We start from the raw sequence: 20,681 nt of genomic DNA, 5'->3' as shown, positions 1-20,681 counted from the left end.
CGCCGAAGCGGTCACTTGGCGCCGAGGGCGGTGCGCAGCGCCTCCAGGTTGGCGTCCATGACCTGGAAGTAGTCGTCGCCCTCGGACTTGTCGGTGATGCCCTCCAGCGGGTCCAGGACGTCGGTCTTCAGGCCGGCGTCCTTGGCGAGGGTCTTCGCCGTCTTGTCCGATACCAGTGTCTCGTAGAAGACGGTGGTGACGCCGTCGGCCTTCGCCTCGGTCTGCAGCTCCTTGATCCGGGCGGGGCTCGGCTCGCTCTCCGGGTCGAGGCCGGAGATGGCCTCCTGGGTGAGGCCGTAGCGCTCGGCGAGGTAGGTGAAGGCGGCGTGGTTGGTGAAGAAGACCTTGGTCTCGGTGTTCTTCAGGCCCTCGGCGAACCGCGTGTTCAGGTCGTCGAGCTTGCCGGTCAGCTCCTCGGCGTTCTTGCGGTAGTCGGCCGCGTGGTCGGGGTCGGCCTTCGCGAAGGCCTCGGCGACGCCCTCGGCGACCTCGGCGTACTTGACCGGGTCGAGCCAGACGTGCGGGTCGCGGGCGTGCTCCTCCTCCTCGGCGTGCTCCTCCCCGGAGGACTCCTCGGCGTGCTCCTCCTCGCCCTCGTGGCTGTGCTCCACGTCGCCGTGGTCCTCCAGCGAGGTGAGGGTGGCCGCGTCGATCTTCGTCTCGACGCCGGACTGGTCGACCGCCTCGTCCACGGCGGGCTGGAGGCTCTTGAGGTAGAGCACCGCGTCGGCCTCGCCGAGCTGGGCGGTCTGCCGGGTGCTCAGCTCCAGGTCGTGGGGCTCCTGACCGGGGGCGGTCAGGGTGGTGACGTTCACGTGCTCCCCGCCGATCCGCTCGGCGAGGAACTGCATCGGGTAGAACGACGCGACGACGTCGAACTTGTCGGTGTTCCCGGCGTTGCCCGCCGCCGCGCTGTCGTCGGAGCAGGCGGAAAGGGTCCCGAGACCGAGGGTGACGGCCGCGGCGACCGCTATGGCGGATATGTGGTGTCGTCGTACGTTCATGACTCCCATTTTCAACAAATATGGAAACCGTTGTCAACAAGCGTCGGGACGGGGGCCGATTTGGTCGAGGGGCAGGCCGCGCCGGTAACCTGAATCATTCGCTGGAAGCGTCTCGCTTCGCCCGCCCGTCCCCCGACCACCACCCCCCATCGAGGCGCTACGCGCCGCACTTGTCAGTCATCGTCGTCGTAATGAAGAGAGCACCGTGGCCGCCGACAAGATCGACACCATCGTCAGCCTGAGCAAGCGCCGTGGCTTCGTTTTTCCCTGCAGTGAGATCTACGGCGGCCAGCGCGCCGCCTGGGACTACGGGCCGCTCGGTGTCGAGCTGAAGGAGAACCTCAAGCGCCAGTGGTGGCGCTACATGGTGACGTCGCGCGAGGACGTCGTCGGCATCGACTCGTCCGTGATCCTGGCCCCCGAGGTCTGGGTCGCCTCCGGCCACGTCGCCACGTTCACCGACCCGCTCACCGAGTGCACCTCCTGTCACAAGCGGTTCCGCGCGGACCACCTGGAGGAGGCCTACGAGGAGAAGAAGGGCCACGCCCCGGAGAACGGCCTCGCCGACCTCAACTGCCCCAACTGCGGCAACAAGGGCACCTTCACCGAGCCCAAGCAGTTCTCCGGCCTGCTGTCGACCCACCTCGGCCCGACCCAGGACTCCGGCTCCATCGCCTACCTGCGCCCCGAGACCGCCCAGGGCATCTTCACCAACTTCGCCCAGGTGCAGACCACTTCGCGCCGCAAGCCGCCGTTCGGCATCGCCCAGATGGGCAAGTCCTTCCGCAACGAGATCACGCCCGGCAACTTCATCTTCCGCACCCGCGAGTTCGAGCAGATGGAGATGGAGTTCTTCGTCAAGCCGGGCGAGGACGAGAAGTGGCAGGAGTACTGGATGGAGCAGCGCTGGAACTGGTACACCGGCCTCGGCATGCGTGAAGAGAACATGCGGTGGTACGAGCACCCGCAGGAGAAGCTCTCCCACTACTCCAAGCGCACCGCCGACATCGAGTACCGCTTCCAGTTCGGCGGCAGCGAGTGGGGCGAGCTGGAGGGCGTCGCCAACCGCACCGACTACGACCTCGGCGCCCACTCCAAGGCCTCCGGCCAGGACCTCTCCTACTTCGACCAGGAGGCCGGCGAGCGCTGGACGCCGTACGTCATCGAGCCGGCGGCCGGTGTCGGCCGCGCGATGCTGGCGTTCCTGCTCGACGCCTACGTCGAGGACGAGGCGCCCAACGCCAAGGGCAAGATGGAGAAGCGCACCGTACTGCGCCTCGACCACCGCCTGGCCCCGGTGAAGGTCGCGGTCCTGCCGCTGTCCCGCAACCCCGAGCTGTCCCCGAAGGCCAAGGGCCTCGCCCAGACGCTGCGGCAGAACTGGAACATCGAGTTCGACGACGCCGGCGCGATCGGCCGCCGCTACCGCCGCCAGGACGAGATCGGCACGCCGTTCTGCGTCACCGTCGACTTCGACACCCTGGACGACAACGCGGTGACCGTGCGCGAGCGCGACACCATGAAGCAGGAGCGGGTGTCGCTGGACCAGATCGAGGGCTACCTCGCGTCGCGGCTGGTCGGCTGCTAGACGCGCACGCGCGAAAGCCCCCGGTGCGGCCCCTCGTGGGCGGCGCCGGGGGCTTCCCCGTGTCCCGTCGAGGCCGCCGAGCCGCCGGCCCCGCCGTCACCGCCCGCGCGTCCTCCACGCCACCGGGCGCCGCCACGACCCCGGCGGCTACGCCCGGGACCGGACCAGCCCGGCGCCGACGCGGAGTTCGAGCCGGTCGTGGAGCCGGTCGTGGAGCCGGTGGTGCGGGGCCTGCGGGGCTGACGCGCCGGGTGACCGGCGAGCCGCCGGCCGTCCCCTAACCGCCCGCCGGGTCCACCGTCGCCTGGTGCGCCTGAGCCAGGTGCTCCTGGGCCTTCAGCCACGGCAGGAACTGCGCGCCCCGGCGCCAGCCGCAGGTGTCGCAGCTGATCGTGCGCTGCACCCCCGTGCGCCGCACCCGGACCACGTGCTCCCGGCCGTGCTGGTCCCAGCGGCTGACCTTGCTCGTGTCGTTCCCCGTCATCGACCCCTCCAGCGTCCTGCCGCCCCGCACACAGGCGCGTGCCCCCAGGAGTGTGCAGCAACCACGAGACCGACGGGAGGCCGGGGCGGGAACGGGGTGCCGGGCACCGCGGTCCGTGCGGGACAATGGAGGAATGTCCATGCCCACCACGCCCCTGCGCATCGGCCCGCACACCGTCCAGCCGCCCGTCGTCCTGGCCCCCATGGCCGGGATCACCAACGCGCCCTTCCGCACCCTGTGCCGGGAGTTCAGCGGAGGCAAGGGGCTGTTCGTCAGTGAGATGATCACCACCAGGGCGCTGGTCGAGCGCAACGAGAAGACGATGCAGCTGATCCGCTTCGACGCGAGCGAGCGCCCGCGGTCGATCCAGCTGTACGGCGTGGACCCGGCGACCGTCGGCAAGGCCGTCCGCATGATCGCGGAGGAGGACCTCGCCGACCACATCGACCTCAACTTCGGCTGCCCCGTGCCCAAGGTCACCCGCAAGGGCGGCGGCTCGGCGCTGCCGTTCAAGCGGAACCTGCTGCGCGCCATCCTGCGCGAGGCCGTCGCCGGGGCCGGGGACCTGCCGGTCACCATGAAGATGCGCAAGGGCATCGACGACGACCACATCACCTACCTCGACGCCGGCCGCATCGCCGTCGAGGAGGGCGTCACCGCCATCGCCCTGCACGGCCGCACCGCCGCTCAGCACTACGGCGGCACCGCCGACTGGGACGCCATCGCCCGGCTCAAGGAACACGTCCCGGAGATCCCCGTGCTCGGCAACGGCGACATCTGGTCGGCCGGGGACGCGCTGCGGATGGTGCGCGAGACCGGCTGCGACGGCGTCGTCGTCGGACGCGGCTGCCTGGGCCGGCCGTGGCTGTTCGCCGACCTGGTCGCCGCGTTCGAGGGGCGCGCCGACGACGTCGCGCGGCCGTCGCTGCGGGAGGTCGCCGACGTGATGGTGCGGCACGCCGCGCTGCTCGGCGAGTGGATCGGCGACGAGTCCAAGGGCGTCGTGGACTTCCGCAAGCACGTCGCCTGGTACCTCAAGGGCTTCGCGGTCGGCTCCGAGATGCGCAAGCGGCTCGCGGTGACCTCGTCGCCGGCGGAGCTGCGGTCCGGGCTGGACGAGCTGGACCTCGACCAGCCGTGGCCGGCCGGCGCCGAGGGGCCCCGCGGCCGTACCTCCGGCAACAACCGGGTCGTGCTGCCCGACGGCTGGCTGAAGGACCCGTACGACTGCGCGGGCGTCGGCGAGGACGCCGAGCTGGACACCTCCGGCGGCTGAGCGGGCCGGTCATGCTGGCGGGGCCGATCATGCCGATTGGGCCGATCAGTCCTTCGCCGGGTGCGGGGCGGAGCCGTACGCCGTCAGGAAGCGGTCGCGGAAGTCGCTCATCCGCCACACCGGGGCGCCGCCCGCGATCAGGCCCTCCGTTCAGCGCCAGCCGTCGATCCGGTCCAGCACCTCCGGGTCCCCGGCGACGACGGACACCGGCACGTCCCGGCTCGCGCCCCGGCCGCTGACCCGGGCGATGGGCTGGTGGTCGCCGGCGGCGGGCCCGGGGGCGGGCCGGCCGTCGGCGCCGTGCTCGGCGAGGGTGTCGGCGGCGCCGGCCGGCGGGGGCGGGGCCGAGCCTGCGGGTGAGGAGAGGGGCACGGGCACCCGGTGCCGCTTCCGGGTGCCCGTGTCGTGCCCGTCGCCCTGCCGGTGGTGCGCCCCTTCGGCTGCGTGAGCCGGGCCACCGGACGGGCTTGGGCACGTATGGGGGGCGCCGGGACGGGGGCGCCGTCCCGGGTGCCGTCGTGGCTCGCCGGCGTCGGCGGGCAGTACGCCCCGTCAGCTGCCGTGAGCCGGGCCGTCGGCCGGGCGCGGCACGCGTGCGTGCCGAGGGCGCCGGGACGGGCGCCCGCCCCGGCACCGGCGCCGCGTCCCTGGACCGCCCGCCGCCGGAGGCCCTACGCCCCGCCCACCGCCGTCAGCAGCGCCAGCGGAGCCGCCGCCGAGCGGGACTCGCGGACGCAGGCGTGCGGGTAGGGGACCGGTTCCGCGTGGTGGGTGCGGCCGTAGCCCGCCAGGACCTCCGGGAGGCGGTGGCCGGTGGCGGTGGCCGCGTCGACCAGGCCGTGCGCGATCGTGCGGGCCTCGTCGTGCAGGCCGTAGCGGGCCAGGCCCAGGGCGATCAGGGCGTTGTCGTGCGGCCAGACCGAGCCGCGGTGGTACGACAGCGGGTGGTACGCCGGCTGGCCGGCCGCCAGCGTGCGCACGCCCCACCCGGAGAAGAAGTCCGGCTCCAGCAGCCGCCGCCCGACCGCCTCGCCGTACTCCTTGTCCAGCAGCCCCGACCACAGCAGATGCCCGGCGTCGGAGGCCAGCGCGTCCAGGCGGCGGCCCTCGCCGTCCAGGGCCAGCGCCGGGAAGGACCGGTCGTCCATCCAGAAGTCCCGCTGGAACCGGTCCCGCAGATCGCCCGCCGCCTGCTCCAGCAGTGCCGCGTACACCTCGTCCTCCCACACCGTGCGGGCCACCAGCGCGGTGCGGCGCAGGGCGTCGTAGGCATACCCCTGCGCGCCCGCCGCCGTGACCGGGCCGCTCGCCCGGCTGCCGTCGGCGGCGCAGATGGCGCCGGGGGAGTCCTTCCAGTTCTGGTTGGCCAGACCGCCCCGGTCGGCGCGGTAGACCAGGTAGCCGCGCGAGGTCAGGCCGCCGTGGTCGAGCATCCAGCCGACCGCCGCGCGGGCGTGCGGCTCCAGTCGGCGGGCCAGCGCGGTGTCCCCGGTCTGCTCGACGTACGCGCCGAGCAGGACGAGGAAGAGGGGCGTGGCGTCGACCGAGCCGTAGTAGCGGCCGTAGGGCACCTGCCCGAAGTGCGCCAGCTCGCCGTGGCGCACCTCGTGCACGATCTTGCCGGGCTGGGCGACCGACTCCGCGTGCGCGCCGGTCGCCTGGGTGGCGGCGAGCGCGGGGAGCGTGGCCGCGGCGAGCTGGGGGCGGTAGGGCAGCGCGAACAGGGAGGTGAGCAGGGCGTCGCGGCCGAGCAGGGTGAGGAACCAGGGCGCGCCGGCCGCGGGCACGCGCAGCTCCTCGCCGTCCGGCCCGGTCGCCGGGATCTGGAGGGCGGCGAGGTCGGCGAGGCCGCGCGCGCAGGCGGCGGCCAGCTCCGGCCAGCCGGTGGGGAAGGCGACGCCCTCCACGAACCGGCCCTCCTTCTCCAGGAGCTGCTCGTTGACCGAGGCCGGGGAGCGGGGCACGCGCAGCGCCCGCTTCTCGCCGTGCGGCCGGGCGATGGCGCGCAGCACCAGCTCGGCCGTGCCGTGCGGCTCCAGTTCCAGCTTCCACACCAGGCGGCGGGCGCCGGTGCCGGTCTCCTCGACGGCGTCCGGCGAGGGCTCCGCGGTGACCGTCGTACAGGAGCGCCACGCGCCGCGCTGGTAGACGAACTCGATGCCGTGGTCGAGGACCTGGCGGCGGCGGACCGCGCCGGTCTTGGCGTAGGTGCGGTGGTCGGAGCGCAGCTCGAACTGGTCGGCGAAGTCGGCGTCGACGGTGAGCGCCAGCCGGACCGTGAGGGGCACCGGACGGTTGGCGGCCACCCGCAGCGACTCCACGAACGACCCGTCACCGACGGCCTGCTCACGGAAGACCGTGCAGGCGGGCGGCTCCTGACGGCCGCCGCGCGGGACGAGCACGCAGCGGGCGGTGTCCCCGTCGGCGACGGGGGTGAGGGTCTCGGGCACCGCGCCGTCGATGGTGAGCTGCCAGCGGCTCAGATGGCGGGCGTCGCGGACGAACAGCCCGTCCGGCAGTCCGCCGGGCCGGACCGCGCCGCCGGTGCGCACACCGCTGATGTCACCGCTGTCTCCCACGGCGACGAACGTGCCCGAGTGCACGAGCAGATGCTGCCGGTCCGTCATCCCAGGTCCCCTCCCTCTCCCTTGTCTCCCGCGCCGTTTCCCGGGCCGAGTGCCGCGCCGTTTCCGCAGCCGCTTGCCGTGCTGCTTCCCGAGCCGCTTGCCGCGCCGTTGCCCGTGCCGCCTTCCGCGCCGCCGAACCCGGGTGCGCCGATCGCCGTGCCGTGGCCCTCGGCGGGCCGGTCGTGGAGCAGGTCCAGGGTGAGCGCGGCCGTCCAGCTGAAGCCGGTCGCCCCGCACGCCTCGCCGGTGTACGGGTCGACGTACTCGGCGAAACCGGTGGCGACGGCGGTGTCCAGCAGCGCCGTGCGCAGGGCCTCGGCGCGCTCCCGCTCGCCGTGCACCCACAGGCCGCGCTCCACCAGCCAGCCGGTGTTGAACCAGGCGGGCCCGCGCCAGTAGCGGTGCGGGTCGAAGGCCTCGCCGAGCAGGTCGTAGCTGGGCACCAGCCGGGTGGTGGAGCCGAGCCCGAAGTGCGGCCCGCCGAGCGTGCGGACCAGGGCGGCGGCGACCGCGCGGGGCAGGGCGGGCAGCAGCAGCGGGACCAGGCCGGACACGCCGCGCTCGCGGATGACGTTCCCGCCGCGCACGTCCCGGCAGAAGAACATGCCCTCCGCCGGGTCCCACAGCCGCTCGATCAGCGCGCCCGTCAGCCGCTCGGCGCGGGCCTGCCGGGCCGTGCCGGACGCGCCCAGCTCGCGGGCGATCCGGGCCAGGGCCGACTCGGAGGCGATGAGCAGCGCGTTGAACGCCGGGTCCTCCACGGCGAAGTCGCCGCTCCCGTCGGCGTAGCCGCCGTCGCGGTAGTCGGCCGCGAGCCGTACGTACCGCCCGTAGTCGAGGTCGGTGGGCCGGTCCTCGGGCGCGCCGTGGTCGAGGTCGGCGCGGCGGAAGGAGCGCGCCGGGGCCGGGGTGATCCGGGCGAGCGGGGCGTCCCAGCAGGGGCTGTTGTCCATGCCCTGCTCCCAGGGGTGGACCACGGAGGCGAGCCCGCCGCCGCCCAGGTCCCGGCGGTGCAGCAGATAGCGGTGCCAGGCGGCGAGGCGCGGGTAGACGCGCGCCAGGAAGCCGCGGGCCCGGGACAGGCCGGGGTCGGCGCAGTGCACCAGCCAGGCCGCCAGCGCGTGCACCGGCGGCTGAACGATCCCGGACGTCTCCACCGCGCGCGGGGCGCCGGCGGCGTGGCCCGCGGTGGAGGAGCGCCAGAAGTCGGGGCTCGGGAAGTAGGCGTCGAGCGGCACGGAGGGGTTGAAGACGATGTGCGGGATCCGGCCGTCCGCCCACTGCGCGGACAGCAGCGTCTCCAGCTCGGTCTGTGCGCGTAACGGCGACAGATGGCGCAGGCCGATCGCGATGAACGCGGAGTCCCAGGACCACTGGTGCGGATACAGGCCGCGCGAGGGGACGGTGGACGTTCCGGTCCAGTTGCCCTCCAGCACGCGGGCGGCGCTGAGGTGCGGTGTTTCGGCCGATGCGCCGGGATCGTATGCAACGGGGGCCGTGTCGGTTGCCCGGCCCGGTCCGGGCAAGGAAGGTGATGTTGTGGTGCGTGCGGGTTCCGTGCGCTCGGCTGATGCGGAGCGGTGGGCGGTGAGTTGGGTCGAGCGGTCCACGCGTGGCTCCCCGAAGACGTCCGGCCGACCAGTTCGGCTGGGGCTACCGTAGGGTTACGTCTATTTAACACGCAAAACTCAATATGTAATGCAAACTTGAGAAACACAAGGGGGTGTGCATGACCGGAACCGGAAGAGCGGGCTCCGTCGCCAGCGGCAGGAGCGGACGGGGCGCGGGACCCGCCGCCGGGCCCGGCGGCGGCCGGAGCGGCGGTCAGGCCAGCGCCGGTGACCTGCTCCAGCTCGTACGCAGCGGCCGTGCGACCACACGGGGCGCGCTCCAGCAGGCCACCGGGCTGTCCCGGGCCACCGTCGGGCAGCGGCTGGACCGGCTGTTCCGCGCGGGCTGGCTGCGCGAGGGTGCGGGCGGCCCGGTCGACTCCCCGCTGGGCGGCCGGCCCTCCATCACCCTGGAGTTCGACACCGACCACGCGGTGGTCCTCGCCGCCGACCTCGACACCCGGCACGCGCGCGCGGCCGTGCTGTCGCTCAGCGGCGAGATACTCGCCGAGCACGGCGGCACGCTCGTCGTCGAGGACGGCCCCGAGCACGTCCTGGGCGAACTGGGGCGCTGGTTCGCCGAGCTGCTGGAGAAGGCGGGGCACGCGCCGCAGGAGGTGTGCGGCGTCGGGCTCGCCGTGCCGGGCCCCGTCGACACCGGCACCGGGCGCGTGGTGCAGCCGCCGATGATGCCCGGCTGGGACGGCTACGACATACGGGGCCGGCTGGCCAGGGCGGTCGGCGACCACGCCGGCGCCCCGTCCGTGCCGGTCCTCGTGGACAACGACGCCAACCTGATGGCGTACGGGGAGCAGCGCACCGGCCACCCCGACTGCTCGGCGTTCGTGCTGGTCAAGGTCTCCACCGGCATAGGCGCCGGCGTCGTGGTCGACGGCTCGGTGTACCGGGGCGTCGACGGCGGCGCCGGGGACATCGGCCACATCCGGGTGCCGGAGGGCGCCGACGCGCTGTGCCGGTGCGGGGCCTACGGCTGCCTGGCGGCCGTCGCCAGCGGGGGAGCGGTGGCCCGGCGGCTGGCCGAGGCGGGGGTGCGGGCGGCGTCCGGCTCGGACGTGCGGGACCTGCTCGCGGCCGGGCACCCGGAGGCCATGGGGCTGGCCCGGGAGGCGGGGCGCCGGGTGGGTGACGTGCTGGCGACGGTCGTGACGCTGCTGAACCCCGGCGTGCTGATGATCGCGGGGGACCTGGCCGGCACGCCCTTCCTGACCGGCGTTCGGGAACTGCTGTACCAGCGGGCGCTGCCCCGCTCCACCGCCCGGCTCGAGGTGGTGACCTCGCGGCTCGGGGAGCGGGCGGGGCTCATCGGGGCGGGCGCGCTGGTGGTGGAGCACCTGTACGCGCCGGAGCGGGTGGAGGAGCGGCTGCGGGCGCTGGGGGTGTGACGACGGGCGGGACCGGCGCCGGTGGGCGTGACGGGTGGGTTTCCCCTCCATGAGGCGTCCGCGGCGGCGTCCGCATGGTGAAATCCCGCGGGGTGTGGAAGCGTGATTCTCGCCACCCCTGATGAGGGTTGCGCTCAGATGAGCGATTCCCGGGCGACTGCACTTTCTCAAGGGGTGGCACTGAGTGCCACCCCTTGATCGTTCATCGAGCGAAATCAGACGTGCCGACAGGTGCTCATCTGAGCGATTCGACCGCTCCCCGTGCGCAGTCGCCTTCAAGAAGTGAACACACGCCCGGTCGGCGACCCTTTCGCCCGTGACTTTCGATCCGCTGGCGGACCTCTGGTTACGGGCGCATGACACGCAAGTGGACGTACCCAGGCGCCTTTGATCTGGGTATGTTCCTCGCCGTCAGGGCAGCCACCGCGTCCTCGAGGAGTCGAGACCCGTGTCGGAAAACAAAGAGCGTGAGGGCGTGAAGTTCGTTTACGACTTCACCGAGGGAAACAAGGACCTCAAGGACCTCCTCGGCGGCAAGGGCGCGAACCTCGCCGAGATGACCAACCTCGGCCTCCCCGTCCCTCCGGGGTTCACCATCACCACCGAGGCATGCAAGGTCTACCTCGACAGCGGCGAGGAGCCGGCGGCACTGCGTGACGAGGTGAGTGCGCACCTCGAAGCGCTGGAGCAGCGCATGGGCAAGAAGCTCGGCCAGGCCGACGACCCCCTCCTCGTGTCGGTCCGCTCCGGCGCCAAGTTCTCCATGCCCGGCATGATGGACACCGTCCTCAACATCGGGCTCTCCGACAGGTCCGTGCAGGGCCTCGCCCGGCAGGCCGGCGACGACAGGTTCGCCTGGGACTCCTACCGCCGCCTCATCCAGATGTTCGGCAAGACCGTCCTCGGCGTCGACGGCGACCTCTTCGAGGACGCGCTGGAGCAGGCCAAACGGGCCAAGAAGGTCACGGTCGACACCGAACTGGAGGCCGCGGACCTGAAGAAGCTGGTCGCCAGGTTCAAGAAGATCGTCAAGACGGAGGCCGGGCGGGACTTCCCGCAGGACCCGCGCGAGCAGATGGACCTCGCCATCAAGGCCGTCTTCGACTCCTGGAACGGCGACCGCGCCAAGCTCTACCGCCGCCAGGAGCGCATCCCGCACGACCTGGGCACGGCCGTCAACGTCTGCTCCATGGTCTTCGGCAACCTCGGCCCCGACTCCGGCACCGGCGTCGCCTTCACCCGCGACCCCGCCTCCGGCCACCAGGGCGTGTACGGCGACTACCTGCAGAACGCCCAGGGCGAGGACGTCGTGGCGGGCATCCGCAACACCGTCCCGCTGGCGGAGCTGGAGCGCATCGACAAGAAGTCGTACGACCAGCTGATGCAGATCATGGAGACGCTGGAGAACCACTACAAGGACCTCTGCGACATCGAGTTCACCATCGAGCGCGGTCAGCTGTGGATGCTCCAGACCCGCGTCGGCAAGCGCACCGCGGGCGCGGCCTTCCGCATCGCCACCCAGCTGGTCGACCAGGGCCTGATCGACGAGGCCGAGGCGCTCCAGCGGGTCAACGGCGCCCAGCTCGCCCAGCTGATGTTCCCCCGCTTCGACGAGAACGCCAAGGTCGAGCAGGCCGGCCGGGGCATCGCCGCCTCGCCCGGCGCGGCGGTCGGCAAGGCGGTCTTCGACTCCTACACCGCCGTCAAGTGGTCCCGCTCCGGCGAGAAGGTCATCCTGATCCGCCGCGAGACCAACCCGGACGACCTGGACGGCATGATCGCCGCCGAGGGCATCCTGACCTCGCGCGGCGGCAAGACCTCGCACGCCGCCGTCGTCGCCCGCGGCATGGGCAAGACCTGCGTGTGCGGCGCCGAGGAGCTGGAGGTCGACACCAAGCGGCGGCGGATGACCGTACCCGGCGGGCACGTCGTGGAGGAGGGCGACGTCATCTCCATCGACGGCTCCACCGGCAAGGTGTACCTCGGCGAGGTCCCGGTCGTGCCGTCGCCGGTGGTCGAGTACTTCGAGGGCCGGATGCACGCCGGCGCGGACGACGCCGACGAGCTGGTCGAGGCCGTGCACCGGATCATGGCGTTCGCCGACCGCAAGCGGCGGCTGCGGGTGCGCGCCAACGCCGACAACGCCGAGGACGCGCTGCGCGCGCGGCGGTTCGGCGCCCAGGGCATCGGGCTGTGCCGCACCGAGCACATGTTCCTCGGCGACCGGCGCGAGCTGGTGGAACGGCTGATCCTGGCCGACACCGAGGCCGAGCGCGAGGAGTCCCTGAAGGAGCTGCTGCCGCTGCAGAAGCAGGACTTCGTGGAGCTGTTCGAGGCGATGGACGGCCTCCCGGTCACCGTCCGCCTCCTCGACCCGCCGCTGCACGAGTTCCTCCCCGACATCACCGAGCTGTCGGTGCGCGTCGCGCTCGCCGAGGCCCGGCAGGAGCCGCACGAGAACGAGCTGCGCCTGCTGCAGGCCGTGCACCGGCTGCACGAGCAGAACCCGATGCTGGGCCTGCGCGGCGTGCGGCTCGGGCTGGTCATCCCGGGCCTGTTCACCATGCAGGTGCGGGCCATCGCCGAGGCGGCGGCCGAGCGCCGGGCGGCCAAGGGCGACCCGCGCGCGGAGATCATGATCCCGCTCGTCGGCACGGTCCAGGAGCTGGAGATCGTCCGCGAGGAGGCCGACCAGGTCGTCGCCGAGGTGCAGGAGGCGACCGGGTACGAGCTGAAGCTGGCGATCGGCACGATGATCGAGCTGCCGCGCGCCGCCCTGACCGCAGGCCAGATCGCGGAGGCGGCGGAGTTCTTCTCCTTCGGCACCAACGACCTGACCCAGACGGTGTGGGGCTTCAGCCGCGACGACGTCGAGGCCAGCTTCTTCACCGCCTACCTGGAGAAGGGCATCTTCGGCGTCTCCCCGTTCGAGACCATCGACAAGGACGGCGTTGGCTCCCTGGTCGCCGCCGCCGCCCGGGCCGGCCGCGCCACCCGCCCCGACCTCAAGCTCGGCGTCTGCGGCGAGCACGGCGGCGACCCGGAGTCGGTGCACTTCTTCCACGAGGTCGGCCTCGACTACGTCTCCTGCTCGCCGTTCCGCATTCCGGTCGCGCGCCTGGAGGCGGGCCGGGCGGCGTCCCGGTCGGCCGGCAGCGACCACCGCTGAGCCCTGCCGGGCTCCTGAACGCCGGAACCGCCGCCGTATCCCCGACCCTCACCGATCCGGCGGCGGTTCCGGAGCACGAAGAGAGGGCGGCACCCTTGTGCGGGGGTGCCGCCCTCTCCGTTTCCGGCGGTCACGCACGCCGCCTAGGCGTCGCAGGCGACTCCGTCGTTGTCGCGGTCCAGGTGGGAGGCGTAGCCGGGCTCCCCGCGGTGGATGGGCGCGGCGCCGGCGGCGCGTGCCTCGGTGCAGTTGCCGTAGTGGACGTCGGCGGGCGCCGGGGCGTCCGCCTCGGGTTCGGCGGCGGGCCCGGCGGTCACCGTCCTGGTGGCGCGGACCGTTTTCGTCGCGGTGACCGTGGGCGCGGGCTCGGCCTTCGGCGTCCGCGTCACGGTCGCGGTCGCGGTGACCGTCTCGGTGGGGGCCGGCTCGGCCGCCGCGGGCTTGGCGTTCGTGGTGGTGTCCCCCTCGCCGCCCGCGCCCGCGCCGATGCCGGCGAGGAACGCCAGTGCCAGGGCCGGGATCACGAGTCTCTTCCGCGCCCACGCCGGCGCCGGGCGCGAGGGCGGCGTCGGCGCGGCGGGCGGCGTGGGCGGCATGGGCGCGTTGTAGGGCGTGTACGGATTCGTCATGGTCCCCCCAGTGACGGGTGTGTCGGGGGGCCGAACCCAGTGCCGGGGTCTCCGGCGCACGGGGGATGTGGCTGATTCGTGATCGATGCGGGGGAGATGTGAAGGGCTGCGGCTACTGGAGCGGCACCGCCACCCCCGTGAACGTCGTCTCCGGGAGCTGCGGGGAGGTGAAGCGGGCGTTGACCAGGTAGAGGCGGTCGCCGTAGCGGGCCGCCGTGGTGGGGACGTCGAAGCGGGGGTCGGTGATCGTGCGGGTCAGGGTGGCCGTGCGCAGGTCGGGGGAGAGGCGCCAGACGCTGATCAGGTTGAGGCGGTTCTGGACGACGTACAGCGTCCGGCCGATGCGGACCAGGCCGTCGCCGTTGACCACCGACTCCGCGCCGACCAGCTCGATCGCCGTGGCCTCGCCGGTGCGCAGGGAGACGTGGTACAGCGTGCCCGGCGTGCTCTTCACCACGATCAGGCCCCGGCCGTCCGGCGTCGCCACCACGCCGTTGGCGTTGTTGACGCCCGCCAGCTGCTCCCACTCGCCGGTCAGCGGCAGGGGCCTGACCGCGCCCCGGCCGTCGCGCGGCACGCCGTACAGGACCGCGTTGCGGGAGTCGGTGTACCAGGCGCGGTCGCCGGTCAGGACGACGTCGTTGATGAACGCGGGCGTCGCGGTGGTGAGCCGGCGGGTGTGGAGCAGGGCGCCGCTGCGGGCGTCCACGATCCTGGCCGTGCCGCCGGCGCCGCCCGCGATGTGGAGGAGCCCGTCGCGGTCCAGTTTCAGGCCGATCGACGCGGTGCCCGCCGCGCCCGCGTGGACGATCCGGCCCTCGCCGGTGCGCAGGTCGGTGCGGTACACGGCGCCGTTGGCGCGCGAGCCCATGTAGGCGTACGGCCGGGCGCCGATGGTGATGCCCTCGGGCAGGAAGCCGTCCGGGAGGGGGAACTCGGTGGGCCACCCGGCCGCCGAGGCGGAAGCGGCGGCGGCCGGGCCGGCCAGGGCGGCGAGGGCCGTGCCCGCGAGGAGGGAACGGCGGGACAGGGGTCGGTTCATGTATGTGCCTCCGGTGCGGAGATGTGAACATGCGGATGTACGGATGTACGGGTGGGACGCGGCGGAGGTTCCCGCTCGTCCCGCCCGCAACACCCCCCGACCCCCGTCGGGTCGCCGGCTACGCCCGGAAGGGGCCCGTCACCTCGTAGGTGATGCCGCCGGACGACGTGCCGGACGTGCCGCGCTGGCTGGAGAAGTACAGGCGGCGGCCGTCGGGGGAGAAGGCCGGGCCGGTGATCTCCGAGGCGGACTGGTTGTCGATGCGCAGGAACGGCGCGATCACCCCGGCCGGGGTGATGACGCAGATCTCCATGTTGCCGCCGTCCTCGGCGACGAACAGGTCGCCGGAGGCCGAGCCGGTGATGTTGTCGACGCCGGTGAGCGGCGCGGTGCCGGAGGTGACGAGCGAGTCGTCGTACGCCAGCTCGAAGGTGTTGTCGAGCAGGTTCAGCTGCCAGACCCGGTTGTCGCCCTTCGTCGTGAACCACACCTTGTCGTCGGCGTAGTGGCAGCCCTCGCCGCCGTTGAAGGACTTCGAGCCCGACACCTGCGCGCGGGTGGTCGTCGGGGAGCCGTCGGGGTCGGGGACGTTCGCCCAGCTGAAGGACCCGGACGTGCCGGAGCCCGCGACCATCACCTGGAGCCGGCCGGCTGACAGGTCGCCCCAGGTCGTCGGCACGAAGCGGTAGAAGCGGCCGTTGCTCTCGTCCTCGGTCAGGTAGATGACCCGGCGGACCGGGTCGGCAGCCGCGGCCTCGTGCTTGAAGCGGCCCATGGCGTCCCGCCGGACCGCCGCCTTGGACCCCCACGGGTCGGTCTCGTAGACGTAGCCGAGCGACACCTCCTCGCAGGACAGCCAGGTGTTCCACGGGGTCTTGCCGCCCGCGCAGTTCTGCCGGGTGTTGGAGAGGATGCGGTACGCGCCGGTGATCGCGCCGGTGGACGAGAACTTCACCGCGCTCGCGCCGCCCGAGGGGTTGATCTCCGAGTTGGAGACGTAGATCCAGCCGGTGCCGTCGGCGTAGCAGGCGCCGCCGTCCGGGGCGCTGTGCCAGGTGTACGAGGTGCCGGCGACTCTCTGGCCGGACCGGGCTATGACCCGGCTGGTGAAGCCGCTGGGGAGTCTGATGCCGTTGGCGTCCGGGGAACCCGGCGAGCCGTAGGGGCTCGCGCCGGGCTGGGCGGGCGCGGCGTACGCGGCGCCACGCCACAGGGTCCCGCCGAGGACGGCGGTCGAGCCGCCGAGGACGGCCGCACGCAGAAGGCTACGACGTTCCACTCTCACTCCAGGAGGTGCCGTGACCGCCCCCGCCGCCGGTCGGCGACAGGGGGTCGTGCGGTCGGGACCCTAGGGGAGCGGAGTGGACTGCTCCGTGCACGGTTCGTGTCCGGTCCGTGACGGGTCGGAGTACACGGGGGGCGCGCCGCGCGGACGGCATCCGGCCGGGAAGACACGAGGGCCCCCCAGGGTCCGGTGGGGACGACGTTGTCCGCACCGGACCCGGAAGGCCCTCGGTCGTTCACGAGAGGGAGGCTCAGGCGGCCCGTACCTCGTACGCCTGGATCCGGACGGCGTCGTCGTCCAGGCACTGGCCCGTGACCAGGTCGAAGCGCTCCTTCAGCAGGGGCGAGGCGACGTACGCGCGGCCCTGGTGCGTGCCCGTCAGGCCGCGGGAGAGGACCGCCGCGCCGGTGAACGGGTCGCGGTTGTCGATGCCGTACAGCCGGCCCGCGCGGTCGCGGAACAGGGCCACCTGGCGGCCGTCCGGCAGCAGGGCCGCCACACCGCGGCCCGGGAGCAGCAGATGCAGGTCGCAGACCGTGAACCAGGTGTCCTCGCCGATCCGCACTTGGATCTTGAGGTCGGTCGTCTCGGGTGCCAGGGTCATCGCTGGGCGCTTCCTTCCAGGGCTTCTTCCAGAATGTCGTCCTTGGGACGGATGCCGATGGACAGCAGCGGCAGGTCCGGCTTGATCTGGTCGCGCTCGGGCACGAACGAGACCAGCGGGTCGGGCGTGTCCGGCGCGTTGACGAAGGACACGAACCGGGCGAGCTTGTCGGGGTTGCTGATGGTCTCGGTCCACTCGTCGCGGAAGTTCGCGACGTGCGCCTCCATCAGGCTCTCCAGCTCCTCGCAGATGCCGAGCGAGTCGTTGACCACGACGTCCTTGACGTGCTCCAGGCCGCCGGGGATGCGGTCCAGCCAGGTCGAGGTGCGCTCCAGCCGGTCGGCGGTGCGGATGTAGAACATCAGGAACCGGTCGATCAGCCGGATCAGCTCGTCGTCGTCGAGGTCCTGCGCGAGGAGGTCGGCGTGGCGCGGGGTCGCGCCGCCGTTGCCGCCGACGTAGAGGTTCCAGCCGTTGGAGGTGGCGATGATGCCGAAGTCCTTCGACTGGGCCTCGGCGCACTCGCGGGCGCAGCCGGACACCCCCGACTTCAGCTTGTGCGGCGCCCGCAGGCCCCGGTAGCGCAGCTCCAGGTCGATCGCCATGCGGACCGAGTCCTGCACGCCGTAGCGGCACCAGGTCTGCCCGACGCAGGACTTCACGGTGCGCAGCGACTTGCCGTACGCGTGCCCCGACTCGAAGCCGGCGTCCACCAGCCGCGCCCAGATCGACGGCAGCTGCTCCACGCGGGCGCCGAACATGTCGATGCGCTGGCCGCCGGTCAGCTTGGTGTACAGGCCGTAGTCCCGGGCGATCTCGCCGATCACGATCAGCTTCTCCGGCGTGATCTCACCGCCGGGGATGCGCGGGACGACGGAGTACGAGCCGTTCTTCTGCAGGTTGGCGAGGAAGTGGTCGTTGGTGTCCTGCAGCGCCGCCTGCTCGTCGTCCAGGACGTAGGGCTCGGCGCCGATCACGGGGGCGATCGAGGCGATGATCGAGCCGACGGTCGGCTTGCACACCTCGCAGCCCTCCCCGCCCCGGGCCTCCTCGCGGCCGTAGCGGTCCAGCAGGTTCTGGTACGAGTTGATGCGCAGGGCGAGGACGATCTCGTACAGCTCCTCGCGGGTCTGCCCGAAGCAGCCGCACAGGCCCTTGTCGACCTCGACGCCGCTGGCCTCCAGCTCCGCGGTCACCAGCTGGCCGAGGACCTTGATGCAGGAGCCGCAGCCGGTGCCGGCCTTGGTGCACTTCTTCACCTCGGGCACGCTGGTGCACTGGTGGTCGGCGACCGCGGCGCGGATCGTGCCCTTGCTGACGTTGTGGCAGGAGCAGATCACCGCGTCGTCCGGCAGCGCGGACGGGCCGAGCTGCGCGCCTCCGCTGGAGCCGGCCGGCAGGACCAGCTGCTCGGGCGAGATGGGCGGCACCGAGCCGGTGAGGGCCCGCAGGGTGCCGTACTGGTCCGCGTCGCCGACCAGGATGCCGCCGAGCAGCGTGCCGTCGCGGCTGATGACCAGCTTCTTGTACAGGCCCGAGCGGGAGTCGGAGTAGACCACGTCGAGGCAGTCCTCGGTCGCGCCGTGCGCGTCGCCGAAGGAGGCCACGTCCACGCCGAGCAGCTTCAGCTTGGTCGACAGGTCGGCGCCGGTGAAGGCGGCCTCGTCGGCGGCGATCGTCGCGGCGGCCGTCTCGGCCTGCTCGTAGCCGGGGGCCACCAGGCCGTACACCCGGCCGTCGGCGGCCAGCGCGCACTCGCCGATGGCGAAGACGTGCGGGTCGGTGACCGTGCGGCACTGCTCGTCGACGGTGATGCCGCCGCGCTCGCCGACCGCCAGACCGCAGTCGCGGGCCAGCTGGTCGCGGGGGCGGACGCCGGCGGAGAACACCACCATGTCGGTGGCCAGCTCCGAGCCGTCGGACAGCTTCATGCCGGTGACGACGCCGGACTCGTCGGTCACGATCTCCTGCGTGCCCACGCCCGTGTGCACGCTCAGGCCCATGTCCCGGATGGTGCGCAGCAGCGCCGCGCCGCCGCCCTCGTCCACCTGCACCGGCATCAGCCGGGGCGCGAACTCCACGATGTGCGCCTCGAGCCCGAGCCCCTTCAGCGCGCCCGCGGCCTCCAGGCCCAGCAGACCGCCGCCGACCACCGCGCCGGTCGTCGCCTTCTTGGCGTACTCCTCGATGGCGAGGAGGTCCTCGATGGTGCGGTAGACGAAGCAGCCCTCGGCGTCCTTGTTCGGCACCGGCGGGACGAAGGGGTAGGAGCCGGTGGCCAGGACCAGCACGTCGTAGTCGACGGTCAGCCCCGAGCGGGCGGTGACCCGGCGGGCCTCGCGGTCGATCGTCTCGGCCGCGTCGCCGACGTGCAGCTCGATGCCGTGTTCCCTGATGAACTCCATGTCGGTCATGGACAGGTCCTCGGGCGTCTTGCCCGAGAAGTACGACGTCAGGCCGACCCGGTCGTAGGCGGGCCGCGGCTCCTCGCACAGCACGACCACCCGGTGCGTGGCGGTCGTGCCGCGCTCGGCGAGGGCCTCCAGGAAGCGCTGGCCGACCATGCCGTGGCCGACGAGCACGATCGTGGGGCGGGACTCGTCCCCGACAGTTGCGGTCGTGGTCATCAGGAGCCTCCATCGTTGGTGAGCAGGTGGAGCAGCGGGCCGTCGTCGGGGAGCGGCTCTGCTCCCTCCCAGGCGCGGGCGAGGGCGCCGACGGTGCCGAGTTCGCCGACGAGAACCCCGCCCACCAGGCGGTCGTCGCGGACGACGACCTTGCGGTAGGTGCCGCGGGTGGCGTCGGTGAGCTGCACGACGTCGTCCCCGGGGCGGGCTTCCGTCTCGCCGAACGCGGCGAGGTCGAAGGGTGCCTGACCCGCGAGGGTGAGGCGGGTGAGGGCACGGGTGCCGCCGTAGCGGGCGGCCGTGTCCCCGGTGAGCATCCGGGCGAGCACGTCGGCCTGTTCCAGCGCGGGGGCGGCGAGCCCGTACAGGGTGCCGTCGTGCTGGGCGCAGTCCCCGATCGCCCGGATGTGCGGGTCGGAGGTGCGCAGTTCGTCGTCGACCAGGACGCCCTTGTGGACGGCGAGGCCGGCGGCCTTGGCGATGCCCACCCGGGGGTGGACGCCGCAGGCCAGGACCACGATGTCGGCGTCGAGGGCGTATCCGTCGTGCATCTCCACCGAGCGGACCGCGCCGCCGACCACGCGCACGTCCCGGACCCGGCACTCGGTGTGCACCTCGACCCCGAGGTCCTTCAGATGCCGCTTGACCAGCTTGGACGCCGCCGGGTCGAGCTGGCGCTCCATCAGCCGCTCGGACTGCTGGGCGAGCACGACCGACGCGCCGCGCATCGCCAGCGCCCGGGCCGCGGACACCCCGAGCAGGCCGCCGCCGATGACGACCGCCCGCACCCCCGGCCGTACCGCCTTGGACAGGCCCAGGCAGTCGTCCATGGTGCGGAAGGCGTGGACGCCCTCGGGCAGCTCGTGGTCGGGGGTGAACAGGCCGCGCAGCGGCGGCAGGACCGGGTTGGAGCCGGTGGCCAGGACCAGCGTGTCGTATGCGATCACCGAGCCGTCCGCGCAGCGCACGGTCCGCTCGTCGCGGTCGATGCCGGTGACCCGGGCACGGGTCAGCTCCGGCGGGGCCGGCAGCGCGATCACGTCGGGGGCGTACCGCCCGGCCAGCACCTCGGCGAGCAGGACCCGGTTGTAGGGCCGGTGCTCCTCCTCGCCGACGAGCAGCGCGGGCGTGCCGAGCTCACCGAGCCGCCGGGCGAGCCGTACGCCCGCGAGGCCGGCGCCGATCACCACCACACGCGTATTCGAGGTCATGCCCCTGAGCGTGCGACGCCGACGTTACCCGGCCGCATCGCAACTGTTTCCCGTGAGGAACGCTGCCCTCAGCGGAGGAGGGGGGCGGATGTGAGGCTTGGGACGGCCGACCGGGGGTGGGC

At 72.8% G+C, this 20,681-nt stretch carries 14 protein-coding genes and 1 pseudogene; 4 read left to right on the top strand and 11 right to left on the bottom strand.

Features of this window, described 5'->3' with window-relative positions; genetic code table 11:
- Window positions 1–11: 11 nt before the first annotated feature.
- The gene (locus ABZY13_RS06205) at window positions 12–1,004 is read right to left on the bottom strand and encodes a zinc ABC transporter substrate-binding protein (RefSeq protein ID WP_356627686.1); all 993 of its coding nucleotides are present in this window, start codon (window positions 1,002–1,004) and stop codon (window positions 12–14) included.
- A 205-nt stretch (window positions 1,005–1,209) separates the two neighbouring features.
- Here ABZY13_RS06205 and ABZY13_RS06200 point away from each other — a divergent pair, with 205 nt between their 5' ends.
- The gene (locus ABZY13_RS06200; RefSeq protein WP_356627685.1) at window positions 1,210–2,592 is read left to right on the top strand and encodes a glycine--tRNA ligase; all 1,383 of its coding nucleotides are present in this window, start codon (window positions 1,210–1,212) and stop codon (window positions 2,590–2,592) included.
- 277 nt (window positions 2,593–2,869) lie between these two features.
- On the opposite strand, the gene ABZY13_RS06195 is transcribed toward ABZY13_RS06200, so the two are convergent.
- Window positions 2,870–3,076: a hypothetical protein gene (locus tag ABZY13_RS06195; protein ID WP_356627684.1), complete on the bottom strand. Its 207-nt coding sequence runs from the start codon at window positions 3,074–3,076 to the stop codon at window positions 2,870–2,872.
- Window positions 3,077–3,209: 133 nt separating this feature from the next.
- Here ABZY13_RS06195 and dusB point away from each other — a divergent pair, with 133 nt between their 5' ends.
- Window positions 3,210–4,352, top strand: a complete 1,143-nt coding sequence (gene dusB, locus ABZY13_RS06190; protein ID WP_356627683.1) for a tRNA dihydrouridine synthase DusB — start codon at window positions 3,210–3,212, stop codon at window positions 4,350–4,352.
- Window positions 4,353–4,397: 45 nt separating this feature from the next.
- Here the strand turns inward: dusB and ABZY13_RS06185 are convergent.
- The 3 genes and pseudogenes from ABZY13_RS06185 to ABZY13_RS06175 all read right to left on the bottom strand — a co-directional run.
- Window positions 4,398–4,616, bottom strand: a pseudogene (locus ABZY13_RS06185) (CDP-alcohol phosphatidyltransferase); the annotation flags it as partial.
- Between the two features lie 407 nt (window positions 4,617–5,023).
- Window positions 5,024–6,979, bottom strand: a complete 1,956-nt coding sequence (locus tag ABZY13_RS06180; protein WP_356627682.1) for a glycogen debranching N-terminal domain-containing protein — start codon at window positions 6,977–6,979, stop codon at window positions 5,024–5,026.
- Window positions 6,976–8,589: a hypothetical protein gene (locus ABZY13_RS06175; protein ID WP_356627681.1), complete on the bottom strand. Its 1,614-nt coding sequence runs from the start codon at window positions 8,587–8,589 to the stop codon at window positions 6,976–6,978. Before ABZY13_RS06175 ends, ABZY13_RS06180 begins: the two co-directional genes overlap by 4 nt.
- A 119-nt stretch (window positions 8,590–8,708) precedes the next feature.
- Here ABZY13_RS06175 and ABZY13_RS06170 point away from each other — a divergent pair, with 119 nt between their 5' ends.
- Both ABZY13_RS06170 and ppdK read left to right on the top strand, forming a co-directional pair.
- Window positions 8,709–9,992, top strand: a complete 1,284-nt coding sequence (locus ABZY13_RS06170) for an ROK family protein (protein ID WP_356627680.1) — start codon at window positions 8,709–8,711, stop codon at window positions 9,990–9,992.
- A 448-nt stretch (window positions 9,993–10,440) separates the two neighbouring features.
- Window positions 10,441–13,161, top strand: a complete 2,721-nt coding sequence (gene ppdK / locus ABZY13_RS06165) for a pyruvate, phosphate dikinase (RefSeq protein WP_356627679.1) — start codon at window positions 10,441–10,443, stop codon at window positions 13,159–13,161.
- A 143-nt stretch (window positions 13,162–13,304) separates the two neighbouring features.
- Here the strand turns inward: ppdK and ABZY13_RS06160 are convergent, their stop codons facing one another.
- The 6 genes from ABZY13_RS06160 to ABZY13_RS06135 all read right to left on the bottom strand — a co-directional run bounded on the left by ABZY13_RS06160 (window position 13,305) and on the right by ABZY13_RS06135 (window position 20,559).
- Entirely contained in the window at window positions 13,305–13,790 is a 486-nt protein-coding gene (locus tag ABZY13_RS06160) for an excalibur calcium-binding domain-containing protein (RefSeq protein ID WP_356627678.1), read from the bottom strand.
- Window positions 13,791–13,902: 112 nt separating this feature from the next.
- The gene (locus tag ABZY13_RS06155) at window positions 13,903–14,832 is read right to left on the bottom strand and encodes a superoxide dismutase (protein WP_356627677.1); all 930 of its coding nucleotides are present in this window, start codon (window positions 14,830–14,832) and stop codon (window positions 13,903–13,905) included.
- Window positions 14,833–14,950: 118 nt separating this feature from the next.
- Complete coding sequence (locus ABZY13_RS06150) at window positions 14,951–16,111, bottom strand: alkaline phosphatase PhoX (protein ID WP_356627676.1); 1,161 nt, start codon at window positions 16,109–16,111, stop codon at window positions 14,951–14,953.
- Between the two features lie 256 nt (window positions 16,112–16,367).
- Window positions 16,368–16,721, bottom strand: coding sequence for a nitrite reductase small subunit NirD (nirD, locus tag ABZY13_RS06145; RefSeq protein ID WP_356627675.1), 354 nt, complete (start codon window positions 16,719–16,721; stop codon window positions 16,368–16,370).
- On the bottom strand, window positions 16,718–19,348 hold the full coding sequence (nirB, locus tag ABZY13_RS06140; RefSeq protein ID WP_356627674.1) for a nitrite reductase large subunit NirB: 2,631 nt from the start codon (window positions 19,346–19,348) through the stop codon (window positions 16,718–16,720). Before nirB ends, nirD begins: the two co-directional genes overlap by 4 nt.
- The gene (locus tag ABZY13_RS06135; RefSeq protein ID WP_356627673.1) at window positions 19,348–20,559 is read right to left on the bottom strand and encodes an FAD-dependent oxidoreductase; all 1,212 of its coding nucleotides are present in this window, start codon (window positions 20,557–20,559) and stop codon (window positions 19,348–19,350) included. The genes nirB and ABZY13_RS06135 overlap by 1 nt, the downstream gene beginning before the upstream one ends.
- Between the last annotated feature and the right edge of the window lie 122 nt (window positions 20,560–20,681).

The sequence above is a fragment of the Streptomyces sp. NPDC006610 genome, from assembly GCF_040611575.1.
Lineage (GTDB): Bacteria > Actinomycetota > Actinomycetes > Streptomycetales > Streptomycetaceae > Streptomyces.
This window is presented reverse-complemented; position numbering and strand designations above follow the sequence as displayed.